This is a genomic window from Legionella erythra (genome assembly GCF_001467615.1).
Taxonomy (GTDB): Bacteria; Pseudomonadota; Gammaproteobacteria; order Legionellales; family Legionellaceae; genus Legionella_C; species Legionella_C erythra.
The window spans coordinates 264,890-278,164 of sequence record NZ_LNYA01000023.1 but is presented as its reverse complement, the minus strand read 5'-3'; the positions used below and the strand labels follow the sequence as shown (position 1 = coordinate 278,164).

Sequence of the window (13,275 nt, the reverse complement as noted above, 5' to 3'; positions counted from 1 at the left end):
GCCACGCCTCTTGTCCGTTATAATTTAACGTTAGTTTTTTCAAAACGTTTATTTCCTTGGCTTATGATGCGATGAGCCCTGTCAACCATTGGGAGATTTTTGATGCCAATTTATGAATATGAATGTACAAATTGTCATCATCATTTTGATTTGATGCAGAAAGTCAGTGATGCGCCTGCAAAACAATGCCCGAAGTGTTTTGAAAATACGGCTGTGCGGCTGGTTTCTGCGGCGGGTTTTCAGCTCAAAGGCAGCGGTTGGTATGTCACCGATTTTAAAAATAAAAACAAACCCGAGATGAAAAAAACGGAGACCGGCGGCAGTGACGCCAGTGGTCAGAAGAAAGCAGATAACGCGACAGGAAGCAGCGATACCGGCAGCACGAAAACCAAGGGTGAAAGTGATTGAAGTCTAAATCCATACGCAGTTATTTGTTTGCCGGCTTAGTGGTGTGGTTGCCTATTCTGGTTACCTTTGTGGTTTTACGTTTTATGGTCGACCTGTTGGACAGCACAATCGCACTGCTCCCCTCCGCCTACCAGCCTGAACGGCTTCTGGGTGTGGATATTCCCGGCTTCGGCGTTATTTTTTCCCTGGTGCTGCTCATCGTCACAGGCATTATTGCAACAAACATACTTGGCCAGCGTTTGTTTGGCTGGGGTGAGGCATTGCTCGCCAAAATCCCTCTGGTGCGTTCCATTTACAATGCATCGAAGCAGGTTATACAGGCTATTTTTGCAACCAATAGCCAGGCTTTTCGCAAAGTGCTGCTGATTGAATACCCGCGCAAGGATTGCTGGTCGCTGGCCTTTATGACCGGAAACCCGGGGTCTCAACTTTTTGCCAATACCACGGAAGAAATGGTCTCTGTTTTTGTACCAACAACACCAAACCCAACATCCGGTTTTTTGATGATGGTACCCAAGAAGGACGTCATTGAGGTTGGGATGACGATTGACGAGGCGTTGAAATACATTATTTCGCTGGGGGTCATGCCTCCCAACGTGACGCCGGACATATTAACTCATGCGAATTAACAGGCGGTTTTTATGAGATCACATTATTGCACATCAGTCAATGAAACTTTACTTAACGAATCCGTCAGTGTATGCGGGTGGGTGCATAATCGCCGTGATCATGGCGGCGTGATCTTCCTGGATATCCGTGATCGTTCCGGCCTGGTTCAGGTCGTGTATGAACCGGAGTTGGCAGATGTATTCAAAATCGCTGAAAAGCTGCGCCATGAATACGTGGTTCGCATCGAAGGGAACGTGCGCTTAAGGCCTGCCGGGATGATTAATGAAAAAATGCCAACCGGTAAAATAGAAATCCTTGGCCAGACTCTGCAGATTTTAAATCAGGCCCAAACACCGCCGTTCCTGCCGAATGATAATCAAACGGTGAATGAAGATCTCCGTTATCGCTACCGTTACCTCGATTTGCGCCGCAATGATATGCAGCATAATTTAACTCTGCGTCACAACATGGTGCGTTGCATCAGAGAGTACTTAAATGAACAACAGTTCATGGATATCGAAACGCCGATGCTGACCAAAGCGACGCCAGAAGGCGCGCGCGATTACCTGGTGCCTTCCCGTGTGCACCCTGGCCAATTTTATGCCTTGCCGCAATCGCCGCAATTATTTAAACAGTTGCTGATGATGTCGGGTTTCGATAAATATTATCAAATTGTGCGCTGTTTCCGTGATGAAGATTTGCGCGCTGACAGGCAGCCTGAATTTACCCAGCTTGATATTGAGATGGCCTTTATTGATGAACAGGCCATTCAGAATCTCATTGAGGGGATGCTGAAAAAAGTATTCCGCGAATTAATGCAGGTTGAATTACCGGAAAAACTCCCGCGCATGACCTATGATGAGGCGATGCGCCGCTATGGCAGCGATAAACCGGATTTGCGTATCCCGCTTGAGTTGGTAGACGTGGCTGATTTGGTTAAGCAATCCGATTTTCAAGTGTTTTCCGATGCAGCAACGCGAAGCGATGGCCGGGTGGTGGCGCTGCGCTTACCCAATGGCTGCGAATTAAGCCGTAAGGACCTGGATGGCTATGCGCAATTTGTAGGCATTTATGGTGCGAAAGGCTTAGCCTACATCAAAGTCAATGATCGCACGCAAGGTATGCAAGGCTTGCAGTCGCCGATTATCAAATTTTTATCGCCTGATAGCGTGCAGGCAATCCTTGAGCGCGTTGGCGCTGAAACCGGTGATGTCATTTTCTTTGGCGCCGGCATTGAACAAACCGTCAATGAATCGATGGGTGCTCTGCGGGTTAAGCTGGGGCATGATCGTCAATTGGTTGAGGATGGTTGGCGCTTGCTTTGGGTGGTTGACTGGCCCATGTTTGAAATTGATCCCAAGTCTGGGTTGTTGCAATCCATGCACCATCCCTTTACCTCCCCGCAGGAACTGGATATCGAATCGCTCAAGCAAAAGCCGACTAAAACCCTGGCCAAGGCTTATGATATTGTGATTAACGGGTATGAAATCGGCGGCGGCTCCATCCGTATCCATCAGCCGCAGTTGCAACAAGCTGTGTTTGAATTATTGGGGATAGGGGAGCAGGAAGCTCAGGAAAAATTCGGCTTTTTGCTGGACGCTTTGCAATATGGCTGCCCTCCCCATGGCGGTATCGCATTGGGTATGGATCGATTGGCCATGCTGTTGACGCACTCAAATTCCATCCGTGATGTGATTGCTTTTCCTAAAACGCAATCCGCATCTTGTTTATTAACCAATGCACCAACCGGTGTCAGTACGGCTCAGCTTGGTGATTTAGGCATACGACTAGCTCCCAATGTGCAAAAATAGAATGGTCAGAACCGGTTTTTCCTTTTGGAAAAACCGGCTTTATGCGGTAATCGGGTTATTATGCCTCGCTGTGGTGAGTACACCCCTGTTAGCCAAGCCTGAGGGGAATAGCGGGCAATTAATTGAATACCTGGCACAGGAAAAAAATAACCTGACTTTAGTTCTAAATGAAACCAGATTGCCTTCTACTCCTTCAAGTGAGGTGGAGTATAAACAATTAATCCAGCAGAATGACGCGCTCATCGCCTTGAATAAGGCCAAAATAGCCAGCTATGAAAATTTTCTGGTTAACCAGACCAAATTACAGGATGATTTTAATCAGAGATTAAAACAATTGCAGCAATTTCCAGGGCCGGATGTGACGCCGATGGATACGCAGCAAAAAATTGAAAAGATCAACACACTAAGCGAAATCAATAAAAAAACCATTAGCCTGCTCAATGATAATATCGTATTGGCCAAACGCTACCAGCAACTGTTATTAAGCCGCCAGCAAGCTCTGCATGTGTGGAAATCAAAGGCGCAGTTACGAGCCCAACTGGATACTCTTCACGCCAAAGAAACGCGTCTGAATGAGAGCCTGCTTTCGCTTTACGATAAGAGCATTGATCTGCAGCAGCAGATTAAAAGCGAAGGGGAGTTTCGTAATAACTACATTCTGGAGGCTCGACTTTTATTAAATAATCAACTCATTAACCTGACCCAGCATAAAATGGCGGAACTGCATTTGCAGCGTCAATTGGCCAAGGCTGATTTCCTGCTTCAGAAAAATCCGGATATCCGTACCTTGCAAACTGTGGCTGAGACATATAAAGCCACCATCACACAGCTTGCCGATATGGAACAATCGCTACGCAAAATGCGTGTTATGCTCAAAAATGAGCAAGATCATGTGGGTGAAGCAACCCTTAAAAAAAATTTCGCCGCTTTAATAGGCATCATTAACGAGCGCATTGCCAGCATCGATATTCAGGAACAAACCCTGCAGGAAGATTTGGACAATCATCAGGAAGAATTGAAAAAGCAATTGTCGGTCAGGCAAAGCTTATCGGAATACCGCTTTGACAGTTGGCCAGAAATTTTAAGCCAACTCAGTAAAATTCCCAGCCAGATCTATGGTTATATGAAGATTCTCACACTTAAAATCAGGGATAATTACCAATGGCTGGATACCTTGCCGATGGTGTTGCTGTGGATGACCTTAAGCCTCATCACGGTGGCGACTACTGTATTGTATCGCTTATTGAAACAACGCAGCCGCGATAAGGAACGGTCACGATTAACAGGCCACTTGTATGAAGGCACGTTGACACTGTTTAATCGTAATCTGCCATTGTTAGGGGTGACCGGGGCTTTTCTTTGTCTGTTTTATTTTAACCACATTCCCTTTGCCAATTATCAATTACTGATGCAGTTGAGTCTTGTTGGACTTGTATTCAGCACCTTAATCCAGATTGCAAGGCTTGTTTTGTTAGAACGCGTGACAGACGCATCGGGTACGGATGTAAGGCTGTATTACCGTTTGAAATGGCTGCTGTTAGCCGGCGGGTGGACTACGGCTCTCATGGTCATCAGTTACCTGCTGCCTTTATCGGCGCTATTGCAGGATATTTTTAATCGCTTGTTTATGCTGTTTTTAGTGGCCGTTTCAATTCTTTCATGGAGAAACCGACACATCATTACCCATTTGCTGCACCCGGTATTGAAAAGCAAAAAGCGCTATTTTCGACACGCGGTGATGTTGCTTGTGATCCTTATCCCCTTAACCCTGCTGGCTATTGCGGTCATTGGGATGGTGGGTTACATCAACCTGGCCTGGACATTGAGCCGCTACCAGATGCAGCTGCTGCTGTTACTGTCCGCTTACGTGCTGATGCGTGGTTTGTTGTTTGATGCTATGGAATTGCTGTCGGAGTGGATGATTTCCGCCATGACCAATGGTTGGCTTTGGATTGAAGTCTGGCTTAAACCGCTGGATAAAATATTGCGTGTTGGCCTGCTGACGGCTTCGATCTATATCGTGTTTCAACTGTTTGGCTGGCATTCGGATTCCCTGGTAACAACCAAACTGATACAGTTTGGTCATTACCCGCTCATCAACATGGCTGGCATTCACATCACCGCCTTTAGCATTCTCAATTTTTTAATCCTGCTTTCGGTCTTCATGTGGGCCGCCAAATGGACGCGGGAATTCAGTTACCGCTGGTTATACCGCGATGCCCGCGATCCCGGCATTCGCAACAGCCTGTCTGTGTTTACGCAATACGCCGTTATTCTGATTGGCGGGTTTGTCACCTTAAGGGCTTTGGGGTTTGATTTCAGCGGCATGTCCATGGTCATCGGCGGCCTGGCGGTGGGTATGGGTTTTGGCTTGCGTGATTTCGCGAGCAACGTGGTCGGTGGGTTAATGTTGCTGATTGAACGCCCGGTACGAGAGGGCGACCTTATTACGCTTGGCAATTATGAAGGCCGTGTGGCCCATATTGGCATACGCTCCATGCGGGTGTCATCCTGGGACAATATGGAAGTATTGATTCCAAATGCGGAAACATTTAACAAGCCGTTTACTAACTGGACGCATCAGGATGGCATTGTGCGCACCGTCATTCCGATTAAGGTCAGTCGCGCTGATGATCCGGTGATGATTCAGCAGTTGATACTCGATGTGTTGGCTATTATCCCGGAAATCGTTGCCGATCCGCCGGCACAGGTTTTCCTGAAGCAAATTGATGAAGCCTTGATTGAATTTGAGGTGCGTTATTTTATCAATGTACAGTTGCATACCCGATTTGAGATTCGCTCCAAGGTGTTGTTTGCCATTGCCGCACAATTTAAAGCGGCTGGCATTAAACCGCCGATTCCACCCATCAGCGTGGAAATTAAAGAAGGTGAGCATGAGGCCTTATTTATTAAATAGTCCTGCGTCGGAAGCCGAGTTACTGCAACGCTGCGAGGCCATTGAGGGAATGAGCTTTGCCCAACTGGCGGCTGAGTTATCGCTTGCTATTCCTGAGCAGGCCGTACGGCGCAAAGGATGGGCCGGTATGGCCATTGAACAGGCCCTGGGCACAACGGCAGGTTGCCAGCCCGTGCCTGATTTTAACCATTTAGGCATTGAGCTCAAAACCATCCCGCTTGGTTCTCAGGGCACTCCCGCGGAATCCACCTTTGTGACCAGCATCCCATTGATGACTATCCATCAGCAACAATGGCTTACCTCACAATGCTATGAGAAATTAAAACGGGTGCTCTGGGTTCCGGTCGAAGGCGACAGGCATATCCCGTTTGAACAACGCCGCATTGGACGCGGTTTACTGTGGTCGCCAAGCCCGGAGGAGGAGGCCATACTCGCGTCGGATTGGCATGATTTGACGACAATGATTACCACTGGCAGGCTGGAAGAAATTGATGCCACCTATGGGGTTTACCTGCAGGTACGCCCTAAAGCAGCCAATACCCGGTCATTGTGTTATGGATTTGATAGCGAAGGCAATAAAATACTGACCCTGCCGCGCGGTTTTTATTTACGTACAGCCTTTACCCGACAATTGCTTGATTTGCCGTAGTCTTTGCAAGGCCGGTGTTATTCGGTAAAGTGAAAAGGAATCACTTTAAAAGGAATTGATTATGAAAACTATGCTTGCTCTTTTCACCGGCTTTGCTCTCGTTCACACAGCTTATGCAGCTGATGCCACAAGCAATAATCAGGTTCAACAGCTTAATACTGAAATACAAAACCAGTTAAAGCAGTTGCAGGCCCAACAGCAACAACAACTGGCGGCATTAAATACCCAGTTGCAGGCGCAAATCAAACAGGTTCAAACCCAATTGCAGGCCCAGATTCAAACCGTGAATGCGCAAACGCAGAACCAAATGAAGCAAATACAAACCAATCTGCAGCAGCAGATTGCCCAGGTGCAGCAACAGATGGTTAAGCAAAATCAGTAACACCGGACAATGAATTGTTTATCTGCGATGGCAATAAAAAACTACCCTGCGAGCAGGGTAGTTCGGAGAGAGAACAGTCTAATTATCCGATCAAATCCTCCTGAGTGGCTGTCACACCAAGCAAGGTCACGATACCATTATTACTTAAATCAATGATCGTATTAGGACCAAAGTAATTAATACTCTGTATGGTGACGCCCGTCAGCTGCAAGACATCTTCAGCCAGATTGAAATCATTGATGGTATCGTTGCCGGATGGCGCGATAGTATAAACAAAGGTATCGCTGCCTGCGCCACCTGCCAGTGTATCGTTGCCGATGCCTCCATCGATGACATTGTTGCCGCCATCACCCGTCAGGTTATCTGCAAGGCTGGTCCCAATGATGCGCTCCACGCCAGTGACATGCAGCTGGTTGCTTCCCATCTGCAACAAGCCTGTGGTGCCATTATAGGTGGCTGCGACAACGGGATTAAATACATCACCCAGCCTAAACAGATTCAGCGTGTCCTGGTCGCTGCCATCTATTTTTTCACCCATTTCAACAACCACATTCGGGTTGGTATCGAGCGAGGTGATGTTTAACGTATCACTGCCCTGACCCAGTTTGAAGTGTTGAAATTTATAAAAGGCATGCTCGTTGGATGTTAACAAACCCTGTTCACTAATCAGCACAGCGGGAAGGTCGCTGTCCACCGACGCATCCCAATTCACTTGTAAATGGGGTGCATTGGTATTGTTTTCATTGACACTTGCCAATTGGGTTAAATCGACAATTCCTTTTAAACCGCTGTCATTGGAAATGATGGTCCAGGGTTTAAAACTGGCGTCATTTCCGACTGGAACAACCACCTCACGCAGGCCTGTCAGCTTGGCGGTGACAGAATCTTGTGTGGCGTCCAGACCGCTGCTGGTCAATGACAATTTGATATCGCCAAAGGTTGATTGAGTATACGTGGATTGAGGAATGCCCAGGTTTTGCAATGCCGCGATTGCCGCAAGAGCAATCAAGGCGGCAATTAACCCATACTCAATGGCAGTCGCATTGAACGCGTAGGCACCGTGTTGGAAATCCAGAGTCGCCACGTTATCAATGTTTGGCCCGGCATTGTTAAACTGCATCTGCAGGGTAATTTTCTGAACATCGCTGGAGGTGGCAGGAAGTCCTGCGGAGTTATAAACCAACAATCCGACATTGGTTGCTCCCGTGCCTTCGATCATATTGATGGTAGTTGACGGCGGGGGATTAGTCCCGGTAATTGAGCTTGGGATGGATTGATCAAACAGGAAATTATAGTTGCCTCCCTGATCAATCACAAAGGTATTGCCGCGATCGCCGATGAGGAAATTCTCTACATTGCTAACCGTCATACTGTCTGTACCATCACTAATCACATCGGTACTTGCTGTATAAGTGATACCGGTTATTCCCCTCAAATCGACGGCGTCGGCATTGACCTGGCCGGCTAAATTGACTTCAAGACCATTAACGACGTCTTTAACCACTAAAACATCATCCAAATCGCTGGTTCGAATACTGTCAACGCCAGTCTGAAGAACATTATCAATAAAAATCTGCCCATTCTCCAGCTTCACCGCCGTTTGAGTGGCGGTATCCACATCATAGAGAGACGCCACCGGTCCTGTAGCTGCGGCCTGCACCGTTTCCTGAGTACCGGCTCCGTCGATGTAGCTGACGGTCGCGGTAATGGTTTTGCCGATATCCCCTTCAGTTAACGCGTAAGTCGTGGCCGTGGCCCCTAAAATCGGGTTGCCATCCGCATACCACTGATAACTGAACGCTCCAAGGCCTTCGACATCAGCAAGATTGGCATTAGCGGTTAAAACTTGACCTTCCTGAGGTGTGCCCTGAATCGTCACATCGCCGGTGGGGGCATCATTGACTGCAGCCACATTGATGTGGACGACCGCTTCACTGGTGGCGCCATCGCCATCTGCCACCAGGTAGGTAAAGCTGGCAGGACCATTGTAATTGGCCGTCGGCGTAAAGACGATGTTACCGTTATTATCAAGGGCTACTGTGCCATTGGTGGCATTGCCAACGGCCTGAATGGTTAGTGTATCCCCATTGGCGTCCGTATCATTGGCGAGCAGGATTCCAGCGGCAATCACTAAGGGTGTGTCTTCATTGCCATCCATTGTATCGACGTTGGCAACGGGTGCGACATTATCCGAAAGCACCGGCTCAGTACCGGCCGAGACCACCGTTTCCAGGGTGCCGCCACCATCAGTATAACTAACCGCGACCGAAATCACTTTACCCACATCCGCATCAGTCAGGGTATAGGCACTGGCTGTAGCACCGTCAATATTTTCACCATCCGCCTGCCATTGATAGGTGAGCGTACCCAAACCGTCAAGATCAGCAACAGCGCTGGCGTCGGCTGTGAGCGTTTGGTTTTCAATGACCTCACCCGTGATAATGACACCACCTGTAGGTGCATCATTAACGGCTGCAACAGTAATATGGACTGTCGCTTGACTGGCACCGCCACGCCCATCACTGATGGTATAAGTGAAGCTGTCAGAACCATTGTAATTGCTGGTCGGCGTGTAAGTAATAACCCCATCATTGAGGACGACGGTGCCATGGGCGGCATTACCAACAGACTGAACAGTTAACACATCATTATTGCCATCGGTATCGTTTGCCAAAAGATTTGCAACAGGAATCGCTAAAGGCGAGTCCTCCGTGGTATTGACAAAATCCTGATTGGCGACAGGGGCGACATTCAGGGGGGCAACAACCTTGAGAATCACGTTTTCAATGGTGTTGACAATTAAATTCCACCCTTCAACATAGGTAGCAAAATTAAACAGCAGGTTCTCACAGGCTGCCTGAAACGCGGCCAGTGCCTGTTGAACATCCGCGCGCGCAAAAAAATCGGAAGTTCCTTCAATAATCAGGGTGTCATTGCCGTTGCCGCCAATGTAGACATCAAGTGTATTGAGATTATTTTCGACATGGTAAGTAAAGGTATCGTTACCATTGCCGCCATAGAGAAGATCAGAACCGGCTCCGCCATCCAGGGTATCATTGCCGTTACCGCCGTTGAGAATGTCCGTGCCGTCACCGCCGTTTAGGGTATCATTGCCATTACCCCCGTCCAGTAAATCATTTCCGGCACCACCCAGGAGAGTATCGTTGCCATTCCCTCCCGATAAAAGATCAGAACCACTACCTCCATCAAGCAAGTCATTGCCATTACCACCATCGAGCAGATCACTCCCGGAACCGCCGCTTAGTGTATCATTACCATTACCACCTAGCAGTAAGTCATTTGCTGCGCCACCCTCAATAACATCAGCACCACTGGTGCCCGTTATAATAGCCATGGCTACACCTCTACAACTTAGACAAATTAAAGTATAGTATTGTATAAAATTTGATCAAGAAATTATAAAAACAAATACCAGACTGGATTTCCGTCTGTTGATATAATGCATTATTCTTCATGGAATGCGCGTTCAAAACTGTCGTGAAGCGGGGTGATAAAATAATTAAAGGCTGTTCGTTTTTCAATGACAATCATGACTTGAACCGGCATGCCGGGATAGAGAGCGACATGCTTTAGTTTGCTTAGCTCATTCTTGTTGAGAATGATGCGTGCCTTGTAAAATTGTTTTTTAGTCGCCTGATCTTCAAATACATCAGGAGAGACCTGGGTCACAATGCCTTCAATCAGGGGCGTGTTTCTTTGCTTATAGGCAATGAGCCTGACTTTGGCGGTTAATCCTGGTTTAACGGAATTAATATCCAATGGTTCAATCTGAGCTTCAACAATAAGTTGATCACCGGAGGGGATAATATCCAGAATGTCTTGTCCAGGGGTGATGACGCCGCCCGTTGTATGTTTCTTAAGGCCAATCACCGTTCCGGACTGGGGAGCTGTAATTAATGTTCGTTTTAAAACGTCTTCGGCTGCTTTGCATTTTTCGGTCAGATCGGCAAGCTTCTGCTGCACATCGCGCAGCTCTTCCAATAAATCTTTGCGACGCGTTTCAATCATGGTAAACAGTTGCGATTGAATCTCGCCTATGCCCTGATGGGCTTTGGCTATCAAGCCTAAATGTTCGCCGCGATCACCAGTCAATCGTGCCGCTTCGCGTTTAAGGGCCAGGAGGCGCGGTTTATCAATTAATTTTCTTTCTTCCAGGTATTCAACCGCCTTGATCTCTTCTTCAATTAATTTTAACTGCTCGTTATTTGCAATCACCTGAGCATCAAGGCTACTGATTTCCTTTTTGTATTCTTCTATCCGCTCATTCAGAATTTTGCTTTGGCCTTCATAGCTTTTGTTACGGGCAATGAATAATTTGTTTTGTCCGTCAATGATTTTTTTCACTTTAGGATCTTGGGCTAATTGCTTTAATGAGGCGGGATAATGAACTTGCTTTTCATTATTGAGTTCGGCAAAAATGCGTGCCTCCGCAGCTAAATTTTCATACAGCTGACCCTGTAATAAATCCAGTGTGGCTTTAGCCTGGGTGTCATCTAGCTGGATGAGCGGCGTGTTGGCTTTAACCACCGAGCCTTCATTAATATAAATTGTTTTGATAATACCACCTTCCATGTGCTGTATGGTTTTACGTTCATACTCGACCACCAGTTTACCCTGGGCTACGGCTGCCGCATCGAGATGAAACAGCAAAGACCATAAAAGAAACCCGCCAATAAAAAACAGCAAAATGCCGAGCCCCGCTTTAATTACGTTACCTACAGGAGGGCTTTCAGGTGTTTGCGGTAATTGCTTCCTGTCCATTAGTTACCCTTAGACTGAGGTTGTATTTCTGCTTGCGCGGCCAATTCTTTAAGTTTGTTTAGAATCTGTTCCCGTGGACCAGAAAACTGGATTTTACCTTCATTGAGAACAATAATGGTATCCACAAAATGAATGACATGCGGGCGATGAGCGATAAGTATCACGGTGGCCTGACGGCGTTTGAGTTCCTGTAAGGCATTGAGCAGCGCCAACTCCCCATCGCTATCCAAATTGGAATTGGGCTCATCAAGAATGACAAGTTGCGGATCCCCATACAAGGCCCGTGCCAAGGCAATACGTTGACGCTGGCCGCCAGATAAGCCAAAGCTGTTGCGGTGAATAACGGTATCATAGCCTTGCGGCAGCCTGAGGATAAGTTCATGGCAGCCGGCTTGTTTCGCTGCTTTAATGACTGCGGCATCGTCAATGTTTCCCATGCGGGCAATGTTTTCCTTCACACTGCCATTAAATAATTCAATATCCTGGGGCAGGTAGCCCACGTGTTGACCAAAATCAGTTCGCTCCCATTGATAAACATCAGCGGTATCCAGTCTGACACTGCCGTTGTTTGGTTTTAAAACCCCGGCAATCAATCGCGCAAGCGTTGATTTACCTGCTGCTGAAGGACCAATTAATGCAGCCATCTCACCAGGTTTAAGGTGGATATTGATGCCGTTGATAACAAATTTTTGCAGGGCAGGGGGCATGTAGTAGAGATTTTCCACGGACAAATGCCCTTTGGGTGCAGGCAACTGAATGCCGTTTAACCGTTGCGACTGAAACGCCAGATGGGATTTGAGCCTGTCAATCGCATGTTTGGCGCTTTGATATTGTTTCCAGGCGCTGATAGCCTGTTCGACAGGTGCCAGGGCGCGCGACAACAGGATGGAGCCAGCAATCATCATCCCGGAGGTGATGCGATTGGTTAATACCAGATAAGCCCCCACCCCTAAAATAAAAATCTGCAGGGCTGAACGGATAAATTTACTCAAAGCCAGAATGTTGCCAGAAATTTTGCTGGATTTTATTTGAAAATTCAGGATATTTTCATTGTTTTTATGCCATTCGCCAATCAAGGCAGGCAACATGCCCATGGCCTGAATGACCTCGGCATTGCGTAGACTGGCTGCCATCTCCTGTTGGGTACCGATGGCCATTTCGCTGGCATCGCGCAATAGTTTTCGAGTACACAGTTCATTGAGCAGGGCACACAAAAAAAGAATAAAGGCGCCTACGGTGGCTATCCAGCCCAGGATAGGGTCGAGCATAAAGATAACAATGAGATAGATGGGCACCCAGGGCGAGTCAAAAAAAGTAACGATCGCTGAGCCGCCAATAAATTGTTTGACGGCGGCAATATCCCGTAGCGCCTGTTCGGGGTAAGTATTGCCAAGCAGAATTTGATCGGGACTAAGCGCCAGCGCCGGTGGCGTCAGTTTACGCTCAAACCAGACACTGACATGAATAATCATGTAGGTTCTAACCGCATCCAGCAGGCTTAAAACCAGAAGAGCCAATAAAGCAATCAAAGTTAAATAGATTAAAGTGTCGTAACTGTAGCTTGCGAGCACCCGGTCAAAAACCTGCATCATGTAAAGAGGGGTGGTAAGCATCAGGATATTGATGAAAAGACTGAAGAGCCCAACATACAAAAATGCATTTTTACTGGCTTCAAAGGCTTGTGTAAGGAAGTGTTTTTCTTTTGGGACCATCTACA

Annotated in this window: 9 protein-coding genes; 6 read left to right on the top strand and 3 right to left on the bottom strand. The window is 47.4% G+C overall.

Annotation, left to right across the window (positions count from 1 at the left end; all coding sequences use genetic code 11):
- Window positions 1–102 precede the first annotated feature (102 nt).
- From Lery_RS06220 to Lery_RS06195, 6 genes are all read left to right on the top strand, one after another.
- A complete protein-coding gene (locus Lery_RS06220) occupies window positions 103–408 on the top strand; it encodes an FmdB family zinc ribbon protein (RefSeq protein ID WP_058526390.1) in 306 nt (101 codons plus the stop codon).
- Window positions 405–1,037 carry a DUF502 domain-containing protein gene (locus Lery_RS06215; RefSeq protein WP_058526389.1) on the top strand — a complete coding sequence of 211 codons (633 nt, stop codon included), beginning with the start codon at window positions 405–407 and terminating at the stop codon, window positions 1,035–1,037. Before Lery_RS06220 ends, Lery_RS06215 begins: the two co-directional genes overlap by 4 nt.
- 12 nt (window positions 1,038–1,049) lie before the next feature.
- Entirely contained in the window at window positions 1,050–2,828 is a 1,779-nt protein-coding gene (aspS, locus tag Lery_RS06210; RefSeq protein WP_058526388.1) for an aspartate--tRNA ligase, read from the top strand.
- Between the two features lies 1 nt (window position 2,829).
- The gene (locus Lery_RS06205) at window positions 2,830–5,745 is read left to right on the top strand and encodes a mechanosensitive ion channel domain-containing protein (protein ID WP_237759159.1); all 2,916 of its coding nucleotides are present in this window, start codon (window positions 2,830–2,832) and stop codon (window positions 5,743–5,745) included.
- A complete protein-coding gene (mutH, locus tag Lery_RS06200) occupies window positions 5,723–6,394 on the top strand; it encodes a DNA mismatch repair endonuclease MutH (RefSeq protein ID WP_058526386.1) in 672 nt (223 codons plus the stop codon). Before Lery_RS06205 ends, mutH begins: the two co-directional genes overlap by 23 nt.
- Before the next feature lie 61 nt (window positions 6,395–6,455).
- On the top strand, window positions 6,456–6,776 hold the full coding sequence (locus Lery_RS06195) for a hypothetical protein (RefSeq protein ID WP_058526385.1): 321 nt from the start codon (window positions 6,456–6,458) through the stop codon (window positions 6,774–6,776).
- 82 nt (window positions 6,777–6,858) lie between these two features.
- Here the strand turns inward: Lery_RS06195 and Lery_RS06190 are convergent, their stop codons facing one another.
- The 3 genes from Lery_RS06190 to Lery_RS06180 all read right to left on the bottom strand — a co-directional run bounded on the left by Lery_RS06190 (window position 6,859) and on the right by Lery_RS06180 (window position 13,270).
- Window positions 6,859–10,131, bottom strand: coding sequence for a cadherin-like domain-containing protein (locus Lery_RS06190; RefSeq protein ID WP_058526384.1), 3,273 nt, complete (start codon window positions 10,129–10,131; stop codon window positions 6,859–6,861).
- 110 nt (window positions 10,132–10,241) lie between these two features.
- The gene (locus Lery_RS06185) at window positions 10,242–11,558 is read right to left on the bottom strand and encodes an HlyD family type I secretion periplasmic adaptor subunit (protein ID WP_058526383.1); all 1,317 of its coding nucleotides are present in this window, start codon (window positions 11,556–11,558) and stop codon (window positions 10,242–10,244) included.
- Entirely contained in the window at window positions 11,558–13,270 is a 1,713-nt protein-coding gene (locus Lery_RS06180) for a type I secretion system permease/ATPase (RefSeq protein ID WP_058526382.1), read from the bottom strand. Before Lery_RS06180 ends, Lery_RS06185 begins: the two co-directional genes overlap by 1 nt.
- Between the last annotated feature and the right edge of the window lie 5 nt (window positions 13,271–13,275).

Bases quoted from the DNA above. Each gene is read 5' to 3' on its own strand.
- Lery_RS06220 (WP_058526390.1), top strand. From the start codon at position 103: ATGCCAATTTATGAATATGAATGTACAAATTGTCATCATCATTTTGAT.
- aspS (WP_058526388.1), top strand. From the start codon at position 1,050: ATGAGATCACATTATTGCACATCAGTCAATGAAACTTTACTTAACGAA.
- Lery_RS06205 (WP_237759159.1), top strand. From the start codon at position 2,830: ATGGTCAGAACCGGTTTTTCCTTTTGGAAAAACCGGCTTTATGCGGTA.
- mutH (WP_058526386.1), top strand. From the start codon at position 5,723: ATGAGGCCTTATTTATTAAATAGTCCTGCGTCGGAAGCCGAGTTACTG.
- Lery_RS06195 (WP_058526385.1), top strand. From the start codon at position 6,456: ATGAAAACTATGCTTGCTCTTTTCACCGGCTTTGCTCTCGTTCACACA.
- Lery_RS06190 (WP_058526384.1), bottom strand. From the start codon at position 10,131: ATGGCTATTATAACGGGCACCAGTGGTGCTGATGTTATTGAGGGTGGC.
- Lery_RS06185 (WP_058526383.1), bottom strand. From the start codon at position 11,558: ATGGACAGGAAGCAATTACCGCAAACACCTGAAAGCCCTCCTGTAGGT.
- Lery_RS06180 (WP_058526382.1), bottom strand. From the start codon at position 13,270: ATGGTCCCAAAAGAAAAACACTTCCTTACACAAGCCTTTGAAGCCAGT.